The organism is Parasphingorhabdus sp., assembly GCF_039982395.1.
In the GTDB taxonomy this organism is placed as follows: Bacteria; Pseudomonadota; Alphaproteobacteria; order Sphingomonadales; family Sphingomonadaceae; genus Parasphingorhabdus.
The window spans coordinates 174094-195043 of record NZ_JBDWYO010000003.1; the positions used below are offsets into that span (position 1 = coordinate 174094).

The 20950-nt window shown below is 51.3% G+C and carries 23 protein-coding genes and 1 pseudogene; 14 read left to right on the top strand and 10 right to left on the bottom strand.

What is annotated here, in order from left to right; translation table 11 throughout:
- Window positions 1–213: 213 nt before the first annotated feature.
- On the top strand, window positions 214–1029 hold the full coding sequence (locus ABJV08_RS07480; RefSeq protein ID WP_348052617.1) for a flagellin: 816 nt from the start codon (window positions 214–216) through the stop codon (window positions 1027–1029).
- A gap of 102 nt (window positions 1030–1131) precedes the next feature.
- Here ABJV08_RS07480 and ABJV08_RS07485 read toward each other — a convergent pair whose 3' ends face one another.
- The 8 genes from ABJV08_RS07485 to ABJV08_RS07520 all read right to left on the bottom strand — a co-directional run bounded on the left by ABJV08_RS07485 (window position 1132) and on the right by ABJV08_RS07520 (window position 7489).
- Complete coding sequence (locus ABJV08_RS07485; RefSeq protein WP_348422303.1) at window positions 1132–1809, bottom strand: sigma-70 family RNA polymerase sigma factor; 678 nt, start codon at window positions 1807–1809, stop codon at window positions 1132–1134.
- Between the two features lie 62 nt (window positions 1810–1871).
- Window positions 1872–3980, bottom strand: coding sequence for a flagellar biosynthesis protein FlhA (gene flhA / locus ABJV08_RS07490; RefSeq protein WP_348040579.1), 2109 nt, complete (start codon window positions 3978–3980; stop codon window positions 1872–1874).
- Window positions 3981–3986: 6 nt separating this feature from the next.
- A complete protein-coding gene (locus tag ABJV08_RS07495; protein WP_348040581.1) occupies window positions 3987–4814 on the bottom strand; it encodes a transglycosylase SLT domain-containing protein in 828 nt (275 codons plus the stop codon).
- A gap of 99 nt (window positions 4815–4913) precedes the next feature.
- Window positions 4914–5225 carry a hypothetical protein gene (locus tag ABJV08_RS07500; protein WP_348040583.1) on the bottom strand — a complete coding sequence of 104 codons (312 nt, stop codon included), beginning with the start codon at window positions 5223–5225 and terminating at the stop codon, window positions 4914–4916.
- A complete protein-coding gene (gene flgM, locus ABJV08_RS07505; protein WP_348040584.1) occupies window positions 5222–5605 on the bottom strand; it encodes a flagellar biosynthesis anti-sigma factor FlgM in 384 nt (127 codons plus the stop codon). Before flgM ends, ABJV08_RS07500 begins: the two co-directional genes overlap by 4 nt.
- A gap of 130 nt (window positions 5606–5735) precedes the next feature.
- Window positions 5736–6233 (bottom strand): flagella basal body P-ring formation protein FlgA, encoded by a 498-nt coding sequence (locus ABJV08_RS07510; protein WP_348040586.1) that lies wholly within the window; start codon window positions 6231–6233, stop codon window positions 5736–5738.
- Between the two features lie 80 nt (window positions 6234–6313).
- Entirely contained in the window at window positions 6314–6790 is a 477-nt protein-coding gene (locus ABJV08_RS07515) for a hypothetical protein (protein WP_348040588.1), read from the bottom strand.
- A gap of 3 nt (window positions 6791–6793) precedes the next feature.
- Entirely contained in the window at window positions 6794–7489 is a 696-nt protein-coding gene (locus ABJV08_RS07520) for a MotA/TolQ/ExbB proton channel family protein (RefSeq protein WP_348040590.1), read from the bottom strand.
- 245 nt (window positions 7490–7734) lie between these two features.
- Here ABJV08_RS07520 and flgB point away from each other — a divergent pair, with 245 nt between their 5' ends.
- The 13 genes and pseudogenes from flgB to ABJV08_RS07585 form a co-directional block, all read left to right on the top strand.
- Complete coding sequence (flgB, locus tag ABJV08_RS07525) at window positions 7735–8088, top strand: flagellar basal body rod protein FlgB (RefSeq protein WP_348040592.1); 354 nt, start codon at window positions 7735–7737, stop codon at window positions 8086–8088.
- Window positions 8089–8099: 11 nt separating this feature from the next.
- Window positions 8100–8486: a flagellar basal body rod protein FlgC gene (gene flgC / locus ABJV08_RS07530; RefSeq protein ID WP_348041263.1), complete on the top strand. Its 387-nt coding sequence runs from the start codon at window positions 8100–8102 to the stop codon at window positions 8484–8486.
- Window positions 8486–9154 carry a flagellar hook capping FlgD N-terminal domain-containing protein gene (locus ABJV08_RS07535; protein WP_348040594.1) on the top strand — a complete coding sequence of 223 codons (669 nt, stop codon included), beginning with the start codon at window positions 8486–8488 and terminating at the stop codon, window positions 9152–9154. The genes flgC and ABJV08_RS07535 overlap by 1 nt, the downstream gene beginning before the upstream one ends.
- 42 nt (window positions 9155–9196) lie before the next feature.
- Window positions 9197–10027, top strand: a complete 831-nt coding sequence (locus ABJV08_RS07540) for a flagellar hook basal-body protein (RefSeq protein WP_348040596.1) — start codon at window positions 9197–9199, stop codon at window positions 10025–10027.
- Window positions 10028–10053: 26 nt separating this feature from the next.
- Complete coding sequence (gene flgF / locus ABJV08_RS07545; RefSeq protein ID WP_348040598.1) at window positions 10054–10800, top strand: flagellar basal body rod protein FlgF; 747 nt, start codon at window positions 10054–10056, stop codon at window positions 10798–10800.
- 20 nt (window positions 10801–10820) lie between these two features.
- Entirely contained in the window at window positions 10821–11609 is a 789-nt protein-coding gene (gene flgG, locus ABJV08_RS07550) for a flagellar basal-body rod protein FlgG (protein ID WP_348040600.1), read from the top strand.
- Between the two features lie 29 nt (window positions 11610–11638).
- Complete coding sequence (locus tag ABJV08_RS07555; protein ID WP_348040602.1) at window positions 11639–12319, top strand: flagellar basal body L-ring protein FlgH; 681 nt, start codon at window positions 11639–11641, stop codon at window positions 12317–12319.
- A 21-nt stretch (window positions 12320–12340) separates the two neighbouring features.
- Window positions 12341–13474 (top strand): flagellar basal body P-ring protein FlgI, encoded by a 1134-nt coding sequence (locus ABJV08_RS07560; protein ID WP_348040604.1) that lies wholly within the window; start codon window positions 12341–12343, stop codon window positions 13472–13474.
- The gene (locus tag ABJV08_RS07565) at window positions 13471–13770 is read left to right on the top strand and encodes a rod-binding protein (RefSeq protein WP_348040606.1); all 300 of its coding nucleotides are present in this window, start codon (window positions 13471–13473) and stop codon (window positions 13768–13770) included. Before ABJV08_RS07560 ends, ABJV08_RS07565 begins: the two co-directional genes overlap by 4 nt.
- Window positions 13763–15094 (top strand): flagellar hook-associated protein FlgK, encoded by a 1332-nt coding sequence (gene flgK / locus ABJV08_RS07570; RefSeq protein ID WP_348040608.1) that lies wholly within the window; start codon window positions 13763–13765, stop codon window positions 15092–15094. The genes ABJV08_RS07565 and flgK overlap by 8 nt, the downstream gene beginning before the upstream one ends.
- Window positions 15095–15119: 25 nt before the next feature.
- Window positions 15120–15968: a hypothetical protein gene (locus ABJV08_RS07575; protein ID WP_348040610.1), complete on the top strand. Its 849-nt coding sequence runs from the start codon at window positions 15120–15122 to the stop codon at window positions 15966–15968.
- A 132-nt stretch (window positions 15969–16100) separates the two neighbouring features.
- A complete protein-coding gene (motA, locus tag ABJV08_RS07580; RefSeq protein ID WP_348040612.1) occupies window positions 16101–16964 on the top strand; it encodes a flagellar motor stator protein MotA in 864 nt (287 codons plus the stop codon).
- Between the two features lie 3 nt (window positions 16965–16967).
- Window positions 16968–17813, top strand: a pseudogene (locus ABJV08_RS07585) (flagellar motor protein MotB); the annotation flags it as partial.
- 592 nt (window positions 17814–18405) lie between these two features.
- On the opposite strand, the gene ABJV08_RS07590 reads toward ABJV08_RS07585, so the two are convergent.
- Both ABJV08_RS07590 and sthA read right to left on the bottom strand, forming a co-directional pair.
- Entirely contained in the window at window positions 18406–19515 is a 1110-nt protein-coding gene (locus tag ABJV08_RS07590) for a GGDEF domain-containing protein (protein ID WP_348040614.1), read from the bottom strand.
- Between the two features lies 1 nt (window position 19516).
- On the bottom strand, window positions 19517–20938 hold the full coding sequence (gene sthA, locus ABJV08_RS07595; RefSeq protein WP_348040616.1) for a Si-specific NAD(P)(+) transhydrogenase: 1422 nt from the start codon (window positions 20936–20938) through the stop codon (window positions 19517–19519).
- Window positions 20939–20950: the final 12 nt, after the last annotated feature.

Below are 20950 nucleotides of genomic sequence, written 5' to 3' on the forward strand. Positions count from 1 at the left end.
ACGGCAAAAATCTGCCGATTGCATCGATATTGACTGTCGGAAATCCGTCATTTCCGTCGGAAAACAGACACTTTTCCTAGGTGTCGTCGGGAACCCGACAGTTTTTCGCTTAATAAAATTTGGGGCCCGCCGTTAACTTCTTCGAGGCCGCTTCATCTAACGAGGTGACCCACTAGATGAACCGACTAAGTAATTTGTGAAAAGGAAGACACCATGACCGTAATAGGAACCAACGTAACTGCGATGAGAACCAGCTATGCTTCTAACCAAGCTGAAATGGGTCTCGCGAAATCTATTGAACGCCTTTCAACCGGCAGCCGCGTAAACTCTGCTTCAGATGACGCCGCTGGTAACTCGATTGCCACACGTATGACCTCGGATATCCGTGGCTTGAACATGGCGATCCGGAATTCCAATGACGGGATCTCGCTGGCTCAGACCGCTGAAGGCGGCATGAACGAAATCACCAGCATGCTGCAACGTATGCGTGAACTGTCTGTCCAATCTGCCAACGGCACGCTTGCAGCTGGTGACCGCACCAACCTGCAGACCGAAGTTACCGCATTGATCGCTCAGATCGGCGACGTGGCAACACGAACAACGTTCAACGACGTGGCATTGCTTGACGGTACGAACGCATCGATCAACATCCAGACCGGTAGCGACGCTGCGCAGACAGTTGCGATTACCCTGACCGATGTCGATGCCACTGCACTCGCTGTCAACGCTTTGGACATCAGCACCGAAGCCGGCGCGACTGCTGCATTGACCGCATTGGATACCGCTTTGAACACGGTAACCACCGCACAGGCATCTTTGGGTGCTAGCCAAAACCGTCTGCAGACCACGGTTTCCAACTTGTCTGACCGGGTTGCGAACACCGCAGAATCACGCTCACGTATCATGGACGTTGATTTCTCAGCAGAGACAACCGAGCTGGCGAAAAACCAGATCCTGAGCCAGGCATCGACAGCAATGTTGTCGCAGGCCAACCAGTCTCAGCAGTCTGTACTAAGCCTCCTCCGGTAATATTTGAGACCACCAACACGGAAAAGCCTCTTCCCTTTCGGGAGGAGGCTTTTTTTTTGCCCATATTACTGTCCGTAATTGGCATAGTGTTTAGGTCGGAATTTAATCTGCTGTCATCGCGGTTTGCAGTTTTTCCAACGCCCGTTTTTTGATCTGGCATATACGAACTGCCGACACATCGAGGATCGCGCCGATTTCGTCTAGCTGCATTTCCTCGACAAAATAGCAATTGAGCACCAGTTGCTCGCGTTCGTTGAGCTGCTTCAAATTTGCAGACAGAAGCTCTGCCATCTGGGACTTTTCCAACTTTTGGTGCTGATCTTCCTCTTGGTCTGTAAACCAGGTGCTGGAATCGCAATATACTTCATCAAGCGATCCCAAATTCACATCGATCGCACGGTCGGTATTCTTACGAAACTCGCTCGGCTCCATATCCATAGCCCGCGCCAATTCGGCATCATTCGGTTCATAGCCCAATTCCTGCACGAGTTTCCCCCGCACCCGCCGTACCTTCTTGTGCCAGTCAACCGATGTTCTCCGCAAATTACACGTTGATCTCAGGTCATCAATCATCGCGCCGCGAACGCGGACATAAAGATATGTGCTGAAACTATGACCCTGATCTACATATTTTTTGGCCGCCTCGACCATCGCAACCAATCCGACTTGAATCAGATCTTCGATCTCCATTTGATCGGGCGCAAATGATTTCACTTGCCAAGCAATTTTCGTGACGAGAGACTGGTTCTCTTCAATCAGTCGATTTTCATCGATTTTCATCGCGCTATAGGCTTGCGAAGCTCGGTTTCTCGGTTTCAACATATCGTGCTTTCGATTGCTAATTAAATTTGGTTTGCGTCGGTGACAGCCATGGTTTGATCGGCTTGTGGAACACCAATTTTGGTCAGTACTTCAATTGATTTGTCATCGGGCAGCTCCTGGTAAGAAAGAACCGTGAGATCCGGGAAGCGCTGTTTGAGCAAGGCACCCAGCGGTCGCCGAACGATCGGCGACGTGATCAGCGCCACGTTGCGGGCCTCCAAAGGCAAGGTGCGAGCGGCGGCATCCACTGCTTCAATTATCTTTTGCGCCAATTGCGGCTCGATCGGGTAATTTGCATCTTCACCGACTTTCAATGCTTTGACCAACAAGCTTTCCAGTTCCGCATCCAATGTCACAACGGGAAGCGGTAGGCTGATCGGAACCAGAGTCTGGACAATCAAATTACCAATCCTCTGACGGATCGCGTCAACCATATCCGGCGTTTCCGTATGCAGGCTGGATGCTTCCAACATCGCTAGACAGATTTGCTGGAAGTCTTTGACAGGCACTTTCTCGGTCAGCAGATCGCGGCAAATTGCGGTAATGCCGTATAGTGACAGCGGCTGTGGCGTGAGGCTGTCGACCAATTGCGGTGAAGATTCCTTGAGGAAATCGAGCAATTTTTGCGCTTCATCCATTCCAAATAATTTTGCAGCATTGCGACGAACAACGTCATTAAGGTGGGTCGCAACGACGGTAGGGGCATCCACAACCGTATATCCCTCAGCAATCGCTTGAGATTTTTTGTCGGCGCTGATCCAGATTGCGTCCATCCCGAAAGTGGGATCCTTGCATGGGCGCCCTTCGATAACCGAGTCCACATGGCCGTCATCCAGCGCGATAAAATCATTGGGCCACACCGTATCCTCGCCCAGAACCATACCGCCCATCATGATCCGGTAGCTGTTGGGTTCCAGGGTCAGATCATCTTTGATCCGGACAAGAGGAACAACAAAACCAAGCTCTTTCGATATCTGCCTCCGGATTCCGGTGATCCGTTTCATCAATGGTGCGCCCTTACGGTCTTCAACCAGAGGCACCAGACCATATCCGATTTCAATGCCCAGTCGGGCTTTTTCAGAAACATCATCCCAATCTATCTGCTCTGGGTTTTTCTCTTCTACTGGTGCTTCAACAGCTTCGACAGGCTTGGGTTTGCGGATCAGATAAACGGCAATTCCGGCAGCGACGGCGGCGGCCGGAAGAACCACAGCATGCGGCATCCCGGGAAGAATGCCGAGGATCGTCAAAATCACGGCTACAGGAACCCAGGCTGCGCCAGAACCGAATTGCCCTGTGATCTGATCAGCCAAATTCTCTGCTGACGTTACCCGCGTCACAATGGCGGCAGCCGCAATGGACAAAACCAACGCTGGTACCTGTGCAACCAAAGCATCGCCAATTGCCAACATCGAATAGGTGCTCGCAGCTTCGCCGAAAGACAGTCCGTGCGTTGTCAGCCCAAGAATGATTCCGCCTATGATGTTAACCGCCAGAATCAAGATCCCGGCAACGGCATCACCTTTCACAAATTTCGAAGCACCATCCATCGAACCGTAAAAATCGGCTTCGGTAGCGACTTCAGATCTGCGGGCCTTTGCTTCCTCAGGCGTGATGAGTCCGGCATTTAAGTCGGCATCAATCGCCATTTGCTTGCCTGGCAGCGCATCTAGCGTGAAACGCGCTGACACTTCTGAAACCCTGCCGGCACCTTTGGTGATGACGATGAGATTGATGATCATCACGATACTGAAAACGAAGATACCAACCACATAATTGCCACCAAGAAGCAATCCGCCAAAGGCTTCAATGATCTGACCAGCGGAATCCCCTCCGGCGTGCCCCTCCACCAAAACCACTCGCGTCGATGCAACATTCAACCCTAGCCGCATGAGCGTTGCAAAAAGCAAGACCGTCGGAAAGCTTGAAAAGTCTAACGGCTTCCGTGCGTTTAGCGCGACCATCAAAATCGCAAGCGAGATCATTATGTTGCTGATGAAGCCAATATCCAGCATGATGGTTGGCAGTGGCAAAACCATGAACACGACCAACAGCAACGTGGCCATCGGCAGCAATCCGGATTTCAATTGGCCCGCGACTTTGTCCAGGGCAAAAATATTCTGTATCATGTTCATTTACAATCCAAGCGACGCGAGCATCAAATAAGCGACCCGAGCAGATTCATCGAAAGGCTTAGACCTCTCTGAATTGCTCTGATCCGTGATATGGTTTTTGGCGATCCGAAGATAATCCGCTGGCTGAACCATCGGCAGCGCCTTTTCCAAAGGCGGCAAAGAATTTCCGGTTGACGGAAAATGATTGCCGCTGCCTGCCAACGCAGAGGCCTTGTCCAATTTCGTCGCAAAGCGATCCCGTATTTCCTGAAAGCTGCGGGCAGCCCCTGCCTTGTCATAGAATATCGAGCGATTGGATTTTGCAGCCCTAGCGAAATCCGGTGCGGCAGGTGCTGCGGGATTTGCATCCAGTGCGTTCAAGAATTTACTAGCACCCGCCGGACCCAGGAAATGCGCCATATACAAGTCAACAGACTCTGGCTCCCGGCCGATCCGACGCTCTAGATAAGCGCTATTATCCCGCGCAAATTCGCCCGCAAGATTAGCTGAAAAAACAGGGTCATTCCTTAACGCAAGAATGGCTGATTTCTGTCCGCTATCAGCGACCGTAAACTTACCATTCCGATTTTGGGAAATCGCATCCTGGGCCCAGCCTAGGCCGTGGTCGTCACCCTTTTGTTTGACCAGTCCAAGCCACGTTTGCTCGACAAACTGGTAAAGACCGGTAGCGGATGAAGTGGACGCCTTGGCATCTGGCCGCATCCCGCTTTCCAGCTGGGCTTGGGCCATCAAATATTTGAAATCCACGCCGCTGCGTTGCGCCGATCGCGCGATTACATGCGGCAAGCTGCGTGGTTCAGAACCTTGAATGATGGATAGGTTAGACATGTTTTGCTCAAATTCTCCTGCCAAAGAGAACTGCAATGATCATGCCAATATTCGTAATTCTGCGGACTTTTAGTCTATTTTTGTACGATTTTGCGGCGTTTATCGACTGCGCCCGGCATTCGAATATGTGTCTGCTTGATTTTCACGCCAGCCGGAAAGCAATTGCAATCGAGAAGAACTGTGATCCCGCAAGAATCGGAGACGATAGATTGACGCCTGCATCAATTCTTCAACGTCAGATATCAGTGGACGCAACGATTGCTCGACTTCAACCGCGTTCAGGTTTTTGAGATTCGAAGCAGCCCGGCCCAATTCTCTACTCGCCTGAAAAATCGCATCGCTGTCATGGCCATCCAGCGCGGCGACTAGACTGTTCTGAGAATTCCGAAAGGTTTCAACGATCTGATTCATTGTTTCGAATCCACGCCAAGCACGCCGGAATCCAGCATCTTCTCAGCCAATTTGTCAGTGTCTACTTTGTAGTTACCGGATGCAATCTGCTGCTTAATGTCCGAAACTTTCTGCGCATCAAATGGCGGCTTTTCGGTCGCCAACTGTGAAGCAGTTGTAGAAATCGCAACGGATGCCGATGCTTTCTCTGCATTGGCCGCACTTTTTGCGGTTTCGGCAGCAGCAGCACGCTCCAGCTGCGCCGCTGTCATGGAAATCGCACTGGGCATCTCGGTTTTCTCAGCACCTGCATCGCCCTTAGCATTTTTCGCTGCGGCGTCGTTCGGAGCCGGGCGATCTAGCCTAGCATTAATGGCCGAATAGCTATCAACTGGTTTCATAACATTCCATCCTTACTGCGCCGTAATAGCAAATAGTCTGTTGCTATACCGATTTCGGTGGCGCCTATCACTTCTTTCATAACCATTTACGGCTCGTTGGGAAAAAATTAAGTTCTTCCCAAAAGAAATTTCAATTTGTCAGTTCAACTTCGCCTGGCCCAGAGATTCTCGCCATTAACTGCTTGGCCTTGCGATCTGATCGGACAGGAATATATTCTCCCATCCCGCCGCTCTTCTGCGCAATCACACTATAGCTGATACTGAATGTCGGGCGACGGACAACAAGCGTCACCGGCTGATTTCGTTGTACCATAGGCTCCACAGAGCCGCCGTTGCTCTGGTCAGTGCCATTTCGCCCGAAACGAATGGGAACAAATATCCGCCAGCCGAGTTCCTGGCAACTGACCAGCAAAGCGTTCTTGTTCGTCGCCGAAATTTGAACTGCCTTGCCGCAGCGCTTTAACTTGAGCTTCGGATCGATGACGGCGTGCGCACCGCCCGCATCGCCGACACCAGCCCCCAAATAGGATGCGACTTGTCGGTCCAAGAATGTGGTATCTTCAAACGCCGGGACGGCAGCGATCGAAAGAATGGATATGATTGGCAGTGCGATATGATGGTAGGCCATATAATTTGTTCCTAATCTAATATGGAAGAAACCAAGCAGATATCATGCCAGTTTTGTGTAAAATCACCCAACGTCCAGAATCATGGCTTTTTCAGTGGTAGAAACGTCAGCGTTACGGACTGCTTCTTATTGGGCTTGGATACCAACCTTTCGGGCACCTCAAGGACGATCATCTCTCCATCCTGACCGGCTCTTTCAAAAGCATCGGCAATGGCAGCGGACCTTGCCGACACCGTTTCCCATTGACGTAAACGCGATCCATCGCGCCCTTCTGGCGTAGCAGCCACACTGACGACCAGCATCTGCCCTTGTTGAACGGTCAATATTTCAGCAATTTCTATTTTGGCAAAATCCGTTAGCATCGCGTTGCTTCCGCCAAAGAATTCACCCGCTTCATAGCTATAAGACCCTAGGTTTTTGGCGGCTGGCATCGCCGCTATCGCCATTTTCTTCTGGGTCTCAGCATCTGCGATGTTCACAAAATGCGTATAGGCAAAGGCACTCAGCAGCATCAGCGCTAAATCAAGAAACGATAAGGTGGTGCGCCCGCTGTTCACGGATCACGCGCGCTTCTTCGCAGCTTTCGCTGGAACAAAATGTACAGGCTCTAAGGGACCCAGTTCTTTCGTTGCGACGCTTATCGCATGCTGAACCACTTTCGCTCGATATGCGTTCAATATCTCTGCTCTTTCATGCAAACGGACATAGATCGGAAAGGATATTATGTGGGAGATGAACAACCCATATAGGCTTGTCAGCAATGTGAAGCTCATAGCGGGCCCCATTTTCAACGGGTCAATCCCCGTTGCAAAGAGTTGAATTAGCCCCGTTATAGTTCCGATGAGGCCAATGGCCGGAGCAATCTCTGCCGCGGAATGCCAGAAACTGGCGCTTAAATTCTGCTTCGCCTTGCCGGAGGACTCTTCAAGAACCACCCATTCTTCAAAGCTTTTGGCATCCTGCGCATTGGCTAGTTTACTAAGGATATGGACGACAAAATCATCCTGGCTGCGTACTTTTTCTAAACCGAGGATTCCCTGTTGCCGCAGAGTGAAATCAATGCGTCGACACATGAATGTTGCGTTCTCGCCGGTTTCTTCAAACGGGTTTCGGCCGCTTTTAAGCAGGGCCGCGAATGCTTGCAATATTGAGTGACGGCCGTTTTGGATCCATGCCATTGCCAAGACGCTGCCCAAAACTAGGCAGAAAACCAATGGGTCAAAAAAGCGCCCAATGCTCGTCAATAGAATGTCCATCAATCCCGATCCTAAATTGAGCGGCAAATTATTGCCGACATGCGGCAAGATTTTGCCGTTCTGGATAAAACCAGAACAATCCACCTCGAGATACTGACGACAAACCTCAAAAAACCGGCACAAAACCAAAGACCCAACGAAATTGGCACGCCTTATGCATCGTCATGTTCGAGGTCACCAATAGCGGTGTTTCTCAGGAACAAGAACGGTCGTTGGACCAGATAGTTAATACGGGATTAGAACAAATGCCTAGTTTGGATCAGATATTTGCATTGAACGGCGGTGCGTTGCAGCTTCGCTCTCAACGGCTCAATATGCTGGCGTCAAACATCGCAAACGCATCGACGCCCGGGTATAAAGCAAAAGACCTCGATTTTGACCTTGCTATGAAACAGGCTCAAAATGGTAGTTCGCTCGATCAGGCAATGAACGATCATACGGGTTACCGGACTCCGCTCCAGCCGTCGCTAGACGGAAACACAGTGGAACTATCCGTCGAGCAGACCCTCTTTGCCGAAAATGCCATTCAATATCGCACAACGCTGTCCTTCATGCAGGGACAAGTGTCTTCAATTCGACGCGCCTTGAAAGGAGAATGAGCATGGGTAATATGAACGTCTTTGACGTTGCCGGCAGGGCAATGTCCGCCCAGATGGTTCGGTTAAACACAACCGCGTCCAATCTGGCCAATGCCCGCACCGACTATGCCAGCGAAGAGGAAGCCTTTCGCGCCATGCGCCCGGTCTTTCGTTCTGTGGTCGAAGACAATCTCGCCACCGTGGATGTGGAGCGCATCGTGCAAACCGATGCGGCCCCGCAGAAACGTTATGATCCAACCAGCCCCATTTCAGACGAAGAAGGCTACGTCTGGGAAGCTGCTGTGGATGAAACAGCGGAACTAATCGACATGCTCGAAACCGCCAGAAACTACCAAAACAACGTACAGGTTATGCAAACTGCAAAGTCTTTAATTCTAGAAACAGTGAGGAATCAATAATGAATATTGCACCAGAAATTTTTCAGACACCGGCAACGGATCTCGCCGGCCTGACTCAGGCGCAACCGGAAAACGCCACAGGTGACAATAGACTGGATCAAGAATCTTTTCTGCGTTTAATGACCACGCAGTTGAAATTTCAGGATCCATTTGATCCGCTCGACAACCAAGCAATGGTTGCACAGTTGGCTCAGTTTTCGAGCGTCGCTGGCATATCAGAGATGAAACAGTCTCTGTCGGATATTGCCTCCATTTTGGGCAACAACCGGCTGTCTGATGCTAAAGAGTGGATCGGACATTCAGTCCTGGTCCCAGGAAACATCTCGGTTGCGGACAAGAACGGTCAATATTCAGGCGAATTCGAACTCAATCAGGCTACCGACAATCTTTCGATCGACCTGCTCAACGAAGCCGGCGAAATCGTGATGTTTGTTGAACTGGGACGGCAAGAAGCCGGTCCGGTGGAATTTAACTTCGATAGCAAAGATGAAGCCGGCAACCCTCTCGATCAGGGGCGCTTGAGAGTTCGCATCAATGGCGGTTCAGCGTCTGAAGTAGCGACATGGGTGCCTGTTGCATCCGTCAAAACGTCGGAAGGCAATGGCCCTCCCATATTGGTCACCCCGATCGGCAATGTATTTCCAGCCGAGGCGCTCAAAATCGGGTGATTTAATCCCAGCATTATCTAGTTCAAAACAGGAGAAGATTACATGTCATTCTTTACCTCACTCAGCGGCCTAAAAGCCGCCCAAACAGACTTGAATGTTATTTCGAACAACGTCGCAAATACCAACTCGACTGGCTTTAAGAAAAGCAAAGCCCAGTTCGGTGACCTTTTTGCCGCCGCTCCGACGCAAACGACAAAAACCGTTTCGGGACAAGGCGTGAGATTGAATCGGGTTACCCAACAATTTTCCCAGGGCACGCTTCAATCTACTGATAAAACGCTCGATATAGCGATTGCCGGTGAAGGTTTTTTTGCGGTCAAAGGACAGCCGCCACACGACGACCTAACATTTACAAGAAATGGTGCTCTATCGGTCCGAGCCGATCGACAGGTGGTGGATACAGTCGGAAATAGTGCTCAGCTTTTTCCGGTCGATGCCAATGGTATTGCGACCTCAACCGATCCTGCCGATATGTTCGATTTTGTATTACCAGAGGCCGACCCGTCAGATGCCACAGCCTTGCTCGCGAATATTAATATCAGCAACGAAGGCGTTGTCTCCGCAACTTTTACCAACGGCAACCAGGTCAGTCTTGGCGCCGTCGCGTTGGCGAGCTTTTCTGCTCTAGATGGCCTTCGCCCAGTGGGTGACGGGCATTGGCAGATAACCGGAGATTCAGGGCCAGCGCTATTCACTCAGGCCGGGAATGGGGCTGTGGGACAAATTCGTTCGGGTTCTTTGGAGTTGGCAAATGTCGACATAACGGATGAACTGGTCTCGCTTATTGCTGCGCAGCGCAATTTCCAGGCCAACGCCCAAGCGATTGAAACATCCAACACGCTCACCCAGACAATCATAAACCTTCAGGTCTAACTTCTGATCTTTTGAAGGAATGAACCATGGATAAGCTTGCATATACCACCGTCAACGCGATGAAATCGTTGATGAACCGCCAGACGGCAATCGCCAACAATATGGCCAATTCAGAAACCATAGGTTTCAAAGCCGATATGGTATCGGCGAAGGCCCAGTATCTAAATGGTCCGGGACACGAAAGCCGGGCGATGTCTGTCGAGCGGGATATGCAAGCGGATATGAACGGGGGAGCGATCACGCAAACTGATCGCTCACTCGACATAGCCCTCGAAGGCGATGCTATGCTCGCCGTTCAGGACGCCGACGGGGAAGAAGCTTATACGAGGCGCGGAGATCTCAAAGTCGCGCCATCTGGGGCGCTACTGACCGGCGATGGCTTCCCGGTATTGGGCGATGCAGGCCCGGTTACTTTACCGCCTGCAGAGCGCGTAGACATTGGAGCAGATGGTACAATTATCATCGTGCCGGTTGGTGGTGATCCAGCACAACCACAGCAGATTGGCAGGCTGAAACTCGTCAGTTCAACCGGCACCGAGATGTCCAAAGGCCCGGATACCCTTTTCCATGTTCCCGATGACGGCGTTTTGCCAGTCGATGAAAACGCCAGAGTCATGTCAGGTGCATTGGAAAAGTCGAACGTCAATATGACGAGCGCATTGGTCGATATGATCGAAACCAGCCGCGCTTGGGAAACGCAAGCACGATTGCTCAAAATGACCGAGGAATTGGATAGCAGCGGCGCTGGGATAATGAATCTGCCGCAAGGATAATAGCATGCAGGAGAAGATGAATGAGTAATGCTGCCCTACAGGTTGCGCGCACCGGACTGGATGCGCAAAATACAAAAATGCGCGTGATTGCCAACAATCTGGCGAACGTAAACACCACCGGATTCAAGAGGGATCGCGCGGATTTTGAAACGCTGGCCTATCAGAATATTGTGACGCCTGGCGCGCCAGCCGATGCTCAGAATCGATTTGCCAGCGGATTGCAATTGGGCACCGGCGCCAGGCTTTCGGGGATCGCCAAAATCGCCACGCAAGGCACCTTGCAAAACACCGAAAATGCCATGGATATTGCGGTCGAAGGCGCCGGCTATTTCCAGGTCGAGATGCCCAATGGAACAACGGGCTTTACTAGAGCCGGTAATTTCAGCCTGACGGCCGAAGGCAATATGGTGACCAGCGATGGTCTACCTTTGATTCCTGCCATCCAGATCCCGCAGGGCGCGACCGCGATAACAATCGGCAAGAATGGAACCGTGTCGGCTTCGCTGGACGGGCAAAATGAACCCAGCGAGCTTGGCGTTATTGAACTTGCCAACTTCACCAACCCGGCAGGTCTGCTCTCGGTCGGCAACAACATCCTTACCGAAACAGCCGCGAGCGGCGCACCGCAGGTGGGCCAAGGTGGTCAGGACGGTCTCGGCAATATCCGGCAAGGTGCCCTCGAAGGATCCAACGTCAATATTGTCGAAGAACTGGTCAACATGATCGAGACCCAGCGCGCCTATGAAGTCAATTCCAAAATGATCTCGGCAACTGATGAGATGCTGCAGTTCGTGAACCAGCAGCTCTAATCAATTCATAAGAAAGAAGCGGAACCATCATGACCTATAAACTGTTTTCCAAACAATGCCTCTTGATCGGTGTAGCCCCCTTTCTTCTTGTGAGTTGTATGGGCTCGAACTCTGGCATCTCGACAACCGAATTTGCGCCAGCGGCAGCTCCGCCCCGCCCCGAAGTTGCCGCTCCCAACGGGGCAATCTTTCAAGTCACTTCGGGCTATTCAGCTTTGACCAGCGGAACACGAGCAAGCCAGAAAGGCGACATAATCAGCATTTTGCTTGTCGAGAGTACGCAAGCGTCAAAATCCAACAGCGCTTCCAAAGACCGAAATGGTGGTTTTTCTTTGGCACCACCAACCACAGGTCTTTTCTCCCTATTTTCGCCCAGCGATGTGGCCACGAGCGGCAACCAGAACTTCTCCGGAAGCGGCAGCGCGGATCAATCGAACAGCCTGAAAGGACAGATAAGCGTCACGGTAGCGGAAAGCTATCCGAACGGGACAATGCTGGTACGTGGCCAAAAACTAACCTCGCTAAACCGCGGTGATGAACATACGCAATTTAGCGGTCTCATTCGCGCGATTGACGTATCGGCAGACAACACCATCCCATCCACAAAAGTCGCTGATGCCCGAATAATTTACGGCGGTACCGGAGAGATTGCAACGGCCAGCAAACAAGGTTGGTTGCAGAAGTTCTTCTCCTTCGTTTCGCCCTTTTAGCACTCAAGCATAAGAGATATTATGACCAATTCTTCAAAATTTTTCCAGTTCGGAAAGTGGCTTTGCACTTTGCTTGTGCTGTTAGCATCGGCCCTATTGGTCGTTCCGCCAGCACAAGCCGAACGGATTAAGGACATCGGAAATTTTGCCGGCTTACGAACCAACCAGTTGGTTGGCTATGGTGTTGTTGTAGGCCTTGCGGGAACCGGAGATGATAGCCTGGAATATGCAACGGTGGGATTGAAGGGTGTGGCCAACCGCTTCGGTCTGACGCTCCCTCCCGGAGTCAATCCCGCTTCGAAAAATGCGGCAGCTGTATTGGTCACCGCAGAAATGCCGGCTTTCGCGAAACCCGGTCAACGGCTTGACGTTACCGTATCCGCCATTGGCAAAGCCAAATCATTGCGCGGCGGCACATTAATTCTGATGCCGCTATTTGGTGCTGATCAGCAAATTTACGCGATGGCGCAAGGGAATTTGGCGGTCGGTGGCCTGGGTGTCACCGCCGCAGATGGTTCCAAGGTCACGGTCAACATACCGTCCGTTGGACGAATTTCCGGCGGTGCCTCGATTGAGAGAACAGTGGCCACCGGATTTGAAAGCCAGCCCTTTCTAAGTTTCAACCTTACCGACGCCGACTTAACCACATCACTGCGCGTCGCTGATGCGATTAACGAAGCGCTGGAGTCGAAACAAGCCATCGCAGCCGATGCCGTCACGGTTCGGATTGCCGCTCCTCCGGGCGCGCAAGAACGTGTGATGTTGATGGGCAAGATCGAAAATCTGGAAGTCAAACCGGCAGATGCGCCGGCGCGGATCATCGTCAATGCCCGAACCGGCACCGTTGTCATAAACGGAGCGGTACGGATTGGTCCGGCTGCGGTCAGCCACGGAAAGTTGACCGTCCGCGTGGAAGAGAATCCAACGGTGGTGCAGCCTGCTCCTTTCAGCCGCGGAGAGACGGCGATCGAAGAAGATAGCGGGATTGCGATAGATGAACCCATCAATCCTGCCTTCGAAATCGGACGGCGCGCTTCATTGGCTGAGATTGTCGAGACTATTAATTCTCTTGGCGTTTCACCGTCTGATTTAACAGCGATATTGGAAGGGCTCAAACAAGCAGGTGCTTTGTCAGCGGAGTTGATCATCATATGAACGCAATTTCATCCACATCGATTGCCACGGCGTCATCCATGGCTCCGGCCAATTCTGCTGTCGACAAACAGAAGGCCGAAATTGAGTCGATGGCAGCCAATTTTGAAGCCATATTTGTACGCCAAATGCTGTCTACCATGCGTGATTCCTCTCTCGGAGAAGGGTTGTTTGACAACCAAGGCATGGAGCAGTTCCGTGATATGCAAGATGCCAAAATCGCAGAATCGATGGCTCAGAGGGGCGTCTTCGGGATAGCCCAATTGCTAACCCGCCATTTGGAGAATAATGATGTCTGACCTTTTCAGTATTGGTCGAGCGGCTATTCAAGTTAATGCCCGAGCGTTGGAAATTGTGGGGTCCAATGTCGCAAATGCGGAAAACCCGGACTATGTCAGGCGATCCATAAGCGTCGGCGATACGACCATCTATGGTGTCAACAATCCCCTATATGGAAACTATACCGGAACCGGCAGTGTTGCCGTCAACGGCATCACGCGATCCAGCGATCAATTTCTGGAAGCGGCAACCCGGCAGACAGGCGCAAGCCGTGTCAAAGGCGAGGCTCTGGTGCAATGGCTGGATCAAGGGGAGTTAGCGCTTTCCAACAATGAAACTGACATCGGTGCTCAGCTCACTCAGTTGTTTGGAACGGCTGAAGAGCTGGCGGCGATTCCGTTTGAACCAGCATTGCGCAATCAATTTATCGGAGATGTCGAAGCTTCGGTTCAGCGCTTTAATCAGACCGCGAGCAATCTTTCGACCACGATCACCCGCATCAACGGTGCTGCTGCTCAGGAAGCCGAGGGTCTCAACTCAGCCCTTAATGAACTTGCAACCTTGAACGAGCAGTTGCGCCCCATTCCATCGGGCACAGCACAACATGCCGCTTTGCTTGATCGCCGGGATTCAGCCTTGACTGTCATCACCGAAAAACTGGATGTTGAGATCAGCTTTGCCAATGATGGCACAACAAACATCACTCGCAATGGGACAGATCTGCTCGCCTTCAACGTCGCTAGCCCGGTAAATTTGGTAACCACAGCCGGGGCCAGTTTCGACATCGAAATTGGCGGTGTCACGCAGGCTGCACCCAGCAATGGTACCTTGGGTGGCATACACAGGGCGCAGTCAACTCTCGTCACAATGAGTAATGATCTCGACAGTCTCGCGGTTCAATTTGCGACCGAACTCAATACTTGGCAAGCCAATGGCCAAACCGATGCCGGAGCCGTCGGAGCTGCTATCGTGTCACACGGTGGCACCGCTGCTAGCCTCACTGCAACAGGTCTGACAGCCGATGATTTGGCTTTGGCATCGCCGGGTGGTGCTGCCAATGGTAACATTCTTGCATTCGTAGACTTGCGCACGGCGTCAGGAACCGAACAGGGCTATGAAGCGATAGTCATGGGCCAAGCACAGAATTTGCTTTCGGCCAGAAGCGAAAGCGAAGCTGCAACAGCTTTTGACCGCGCGACCCGCGAAGCGCGGAACAATGTCTCAGCCGTCGACCTTGATCGCGAGGCTGCGGACCTTATCCGGCTACAGCAATCTTACGAAGCATCCGCGCGGATCATTCAAGTCGCCCGCGAAACGATGCAATCCATATTGGCCATATTCTAGTTGATCGCGTGCGAAGGAACATAAAATGGAATCGATCAATAGGAACAGACCCAATGATGCTATTCAGCAGCAACGAGGCTTGTCGACTCTCATCGCCAAGGCGCAAGAATCCATAGCGAGCGGCAAAAGTTTCAATCGGCCATCCGAAGCACCGTCCAGTTGGCTGGAAGTATCTAGCCTGGGCAGGAAAGCCGCGATCGAAGATTCATGGCTGATCAATATCGGACGAGCTCGCATCAAGGCGCAGCAAGCAGAATCCACGATGGATACGATCGCCAGTGGCGTGACGCGCGCCAAGGAACTGGTCATTCTGGCAAATAATGAAACGCTCTCAACGGCTGACCGGGACGTGATTGCCATCGAACTGGAAAGCTTGCGCGACCAGTTCAACCAATTGAGTCAGGCTGAAGACAGCTATAGTGGCAAATTATTTCATGCGGGCGACCCGATCCAGATGCGGATTGATACCAACGTCCTGGTTACCCCCTCTCCCAATCTACAAAGCCTTGCCCAATCGATTGACATTGGTGGTGGCGCCACAAGCGATCTTGATACGATCATGAATGATATGATCACCGCCGTTCGCACAGGTACAGCCGCTGACCGAAGCCAACAGCTCGAACGGACGGAATCATTGGTGAGTCATTTTGCCACCTTGGTCGCGGGTCAGGGCTTGATGGTCAATCGACTGGACGAACAGGAAGACAGGCTGCTGCAGTCCCAACTCACATCGACCGAGAGGCGATCAACACTGGAAAACACCGATATTGCGGAGGCTGTGACCCGCTTTCAGTCTCTTTTGGTCAATCTTGAGGCCGCACAACGGCTTTATGCAAACTCAAGCAGCACTTCGCTGATCCAATTGATCGGTTAAGCGGTCAAAATACATGATCTTTGCTCTTAACCAAAGTCATCTTCTTCCGTTTACCTTAAAAGTGTTTGCTTCCTGAAAAGCCTGAATGGGAACCAACATCACAATTGGATCTCGTTGATGGGGAATTAAAATATGTTTGCCGGTATTGGTATAGTCATTTTGCTCGTCATGGTTTTTGGCGTCTTCATGTTGTCTGGCGGCGACCTAGGGGTGGTTGTGGCAGCATTGCCGGTTGAAATGGGCATTATTGGCGGCTCCGCCGTCGGCGCTCTGGTCATAGGCAACAGCGGCGCGCGGCTCAAATCACTGATGGGTGGCTTCGGCAAAGTTTTTAAAGGCCCCACATATGTGAAGCAGGATTTTATGGACTGCATATTGCTGGTGTCAAAACTGACCAAGATTCTCAAAAGTGAAGGCCCGGTAGCACTGGAACCTCATATTGAGGATCCGAAAGCTTCCCCAATATTCAGCGAATATCCAAAGCTTCTGAAGGATGAATCCTTGATTCATCTCATCGCCGATAGCCTGAGGCTCGTGGTGGTTTCCTCCGGAACACTGGATCCGCACGCGGTCGAAGATGTCATGGATCAAGCAATCAAAACCCACCATCATGAAGCTATTTCGCCAGCCGACGACCTTCAAGGCCTGGCAGACGCCCTGCCCGCTTTGGGGATTGTTGCAGCTGTTTTGGGCATCATTAAAGTGATGGGCTCCATCGACCAACCGCCATCTGTTCTGGGCGGCATGATCGGCTCGGCACTGGTTGGAACATTTCTGGGCGTTTTGCTTGCCTATGGCCTGGTGGGACCGATGGCGAACCGCGTTCGCGCCGTTATTGAAAGCGATGCCAGCATCTATCATGTCGCAAAACAACTGATCATTGCTAGCCTGCATGGTCACCCTCAACCACTGATTATCGAAGCAGCACGGACCAGCTTGCAGCATGCAAACCAGCCGAGCTTCGCCGATGTCTTTGACGCAATACGGGCGCGTTGATCCATGGCTAAAAAAGCAGATGCTGCTTCCAATCAGCCGCCGATCATTGTCAAAAAAATAATCGTCGAGGAACATGGCGGCCATCACGGCGGTGCATGGAAGGTGGCCTACGCCGATTTTGTGACGGCCATGATGGCCTTCTTTCTTCTGATGTGGTTGCTGGGTGCAACCAACGAAAAGCAACGTAAAGCGCTGGCTGATTATTTCGCACCAACGCTTGTGCAGATGCGCGAAAGCAGCGCCGGGGCTAACGGTCCCTTCGGCGGATCATCTCTCACAGACAAAGACAATTATCCTCACAAAGCGGCGCAAACGGGCACGCGTTCCATAACCATCCCACGCGATGCGACAGGAACCCAGGATGACAAAGGCAAAAAAAGCAAAAGCACCAAAGCAATGGATGCCAAAGAATTTGAAAAGAAAATTCGAGAGCAGTTGAAAAATGATCCGAGCAAACTCGCGCTGCTCAAGAACATTCGTTTTACCGATACCGAAGAAGGCCTGCGTATTGATCTGATCGATGAAGCCAACTTCAGTATGTTCGCACTTGCCACGGACAATCTCAATCCGCAGGCAAAAGTCCTGATCGGGGAAGTTGCGAAAATATTGGACAGTGTCGACAATCTCCTCGTCATCCGAGGTCACACCGATAGCCTACCCTATGCGAGCGGGAAGAATATGAACAATTGGCTGCTATCTTCTGCCAGAGCCGAAGCCACTCGCAAAGGACTGGTCGATCGCGGTGTTACGAATGACAGAATGTCCAGAATTGAAGGCGTGGCGGACACTGAGCCCTATAACCCAGAAGACCCGATGGACGATCGCAACAGGCGAATTTCTATCACGTTGAAACGGGAATGATCGCGATCAGATCGATCAACGGGGTTTACATTCAACCCAATCTAAACGTCACCGCTGTATAAGCATGGCCGCCGGCGCGGCCCAGAAATCAAGCATCGCTTCGCTAGTACACGAGCTGTTTTGACCGTAATTCGGTTGGGCATGTTTTTACAATTGCACCAAATTGGATATAAAATCTTGGCATCGCACCAGATTGGGTGGGATATGCATTGCTCTGTGCAGCTTGGATTCGGATAAGAGGGATCTGGAAAGGATGAACTCTTTCCACCTAGACTGACCAGCCCCCGCAGGCCCCAGTCTTGGTGAACGCAGTGCACCTGGTATGCGCTCTTCAGGATTGGGTAGGGCGATTGTTTCGCCCTACCCAACTATCCCCATCAATAGGCTAATGCGTTAACTATCGATGGCAAACTTTTTTGGAACTTGTAAGACGAGCTCAAAGGTGACGGGATCGAACTTGCCTATGGTCGGCGCATTCATCAGCGCGAGCCATCGCATTGCGTGCGGCGCTGATCGTCGCATCCGGATGTTTATTGCTTGGATTTTTCGCTAATCTCTAGCGATTGTCAGAACCTCGATACTAGCTATCAGAAATTCTGCGGTTCTCGGAGCTTTGGGAATAAGTACACACCATATTCCGGCCTTCTGACTTTGCGTTGTAAAGCGCAAGATCTGCCTTTCTAAGGACCGCCGACTTGGTGTCTGAAGGCAAGCATTCTGCCATCCCGGCCGAGAATGTCACCCGACCAATTGGTTGTCCGGATCCAACGTCGACAAGGGATTTCCGTGCCAAGGCGTTCCGGCAATCATTGATCTTATGCAAGACGCTATCGAAGTCTTCACCCTCGAACAATATCGCAAATTCCTCCCCACCATAGCGGGAGATATGACAACGATTGTTGGATAGCACAGACAATTGATCTGCAATCAAACGAAGGACGCGATCGCCACATTCGTGGCCGAATGTATCGTTCACGCGTTTAAAATGATCGATATCAACAAACGCCAACACAAAGGGTTGCTCGGCTTCTTTTAGCCGCTGGAAAGCAGCGTCCAGAACCTTGTCAAATTTTCGGCGGTTAGGAAGCTGCGTCAATTTGTCATGGTCAGCTTCGCTGCGCGCGACTTCTAGTTCATTTTGGAGTTTGGCGAGCTTCTCGTTCGTTTGCGAGATCTGCTCCCTATTTTCCCGGGTGGATTCAACCATGACTCGGGAAAGATCTAGTAGCTTTTCAATGGCTTTATCAACGCTGCCTCTTTTCCCCCGGATGTGGTCAGCCTGCTTGATCATCTGGTTTTCATGTTTGATGGCGTTGTCATTGCCAGTGCTAATGATTTCCTGCGTGCTGTGAATTTGCTCTATTGCTTCCAGAAAAATTTTCTCGATCCGCTCATTGAGATCGTCGCTGAAATATTTTTCGTAAATTTCCATGGCGGTTTCGTCGTTGAGCTCGGCAGTCGATGCCGCTTGATCCAACTCTGCTTTCAATGCCTGGTTATTGCCGCAAACATACTCCCAGGTTTGCTCGAGATTTTTCGGCCCCAATGACAGGTTGTGACGCGTAATAAAGTCCCCGATCTCAAACAGCGTGGATGGTTTACCTTGCCGATCGGTGCAGACCGGACACGCGTCGCCACCATCCTTCTCGTTCGTGAACGAATCCAGTATATTTTTGATATCGATTTTCATGTCAGGCTCTCAGCCTCGGCAGTGGCATGCGGTTAAAGGCATCCAAGGCGGCCACCTTATATGCTTCGGCTAGCGTTGGAAAATTGAAAACATTATCCGACAGATAATCGATGCCTCCATTGAGGTTGATCACCGCTTGTCCGATGTGAATCAATTCTGTTGCGCCTTCTCCGACGATATGAACGCCGAGCAACTTCCGTTCGTTGAGATCAAAGATACATTTGAGCATGCCCTTGCAATTGCCCAAAATGTGTCCGCGGGATGTTTCCTGAAAACGCGCGACACCAATTTCGACCTGAAAGCCCTGCTCTCGCGCTTCTTCTTCCGACAAACCAATACTCGCGATTTCGGGAATGGAATAAATTCCCAAGGGAAAGCTATGACCTGAATTCTGGATCGGTACGCCAAAGGCATGACAGGCAGCTTGCCGCCCCTGTTCCATTGACGTTGATGCCAATGCAGGAAAACCGATGATATCGCCGGCCGCATAAATATTCGACTGAGCTGTCTGCAAAGTTTCTTTGTCTACCGTCAGTCGGCCGCGACTATCACATTCAATTCCGACCTTCTCGAGCCCCAGACTATCTACCGCACCGACACGACCTGCTGTGAACAGAAGCATTTCCGACCGAAGAAGCCGGCCATCGTCCAGGACAATGTCCGGGTGCCCATGCTCATTCAATGAGATCTTATCGATTGACCGCCCAAGTCGAAGATTGATTCCCCGTTCCGAGAGTTGATGGACAAAATTCGCGACAATATCGCGATCGATGAACTCCAGAATCTTTTCGCGGGCTTCAACCACTGTGACCGGAATTTCCAATGTCGAAAAAATCGTGGCATATTCCAAACCGATGACCCCACCACCAACAACCGTAATGCTTTTGGGCATGGGCAAGTTGGCGGCCACTCCATCACTGTCAATGACAGTGGTTCCATTGAAAGGGATGGTTTTTGGACGAAAGGGTTTTGTTCCTACAGCAATGAGAAATTTGTCAGCGGTCACCGAAAAATTTGTTTTCTTGCCTTGAAAATTCTGATGGATCGCAAGCTTGTGAACACCGACAAACTTCGCCCTTCCGTTTAGAATAGCAACATTGTTTCTCGCAAGCTGGCTATCGATAACTTCGACTTCATCCCCCAAGGTAGTTGAGAGACGAGAATTGATAGAATCCTGCATCATCTTGATGCCATTGCGATGTTGTCTGGATTTAAAATGCTGGTCGCGCCAACCGGTCACGGACAAAACCGATTCTCGGATCGTTTTTGACGGCAATGTACCAGTATGAACTGAGACACCTCCGATCGATTTTTGATCATCTACGACGGCAACAGATTTGCCGAGTTTAGATGCCTGGATAGCGGCTCGACGACCAGCCGGCCCTCCTCCAATTACCACAAAGTCATAGTCAAATTCAGCCATAGCTTGGTTCCT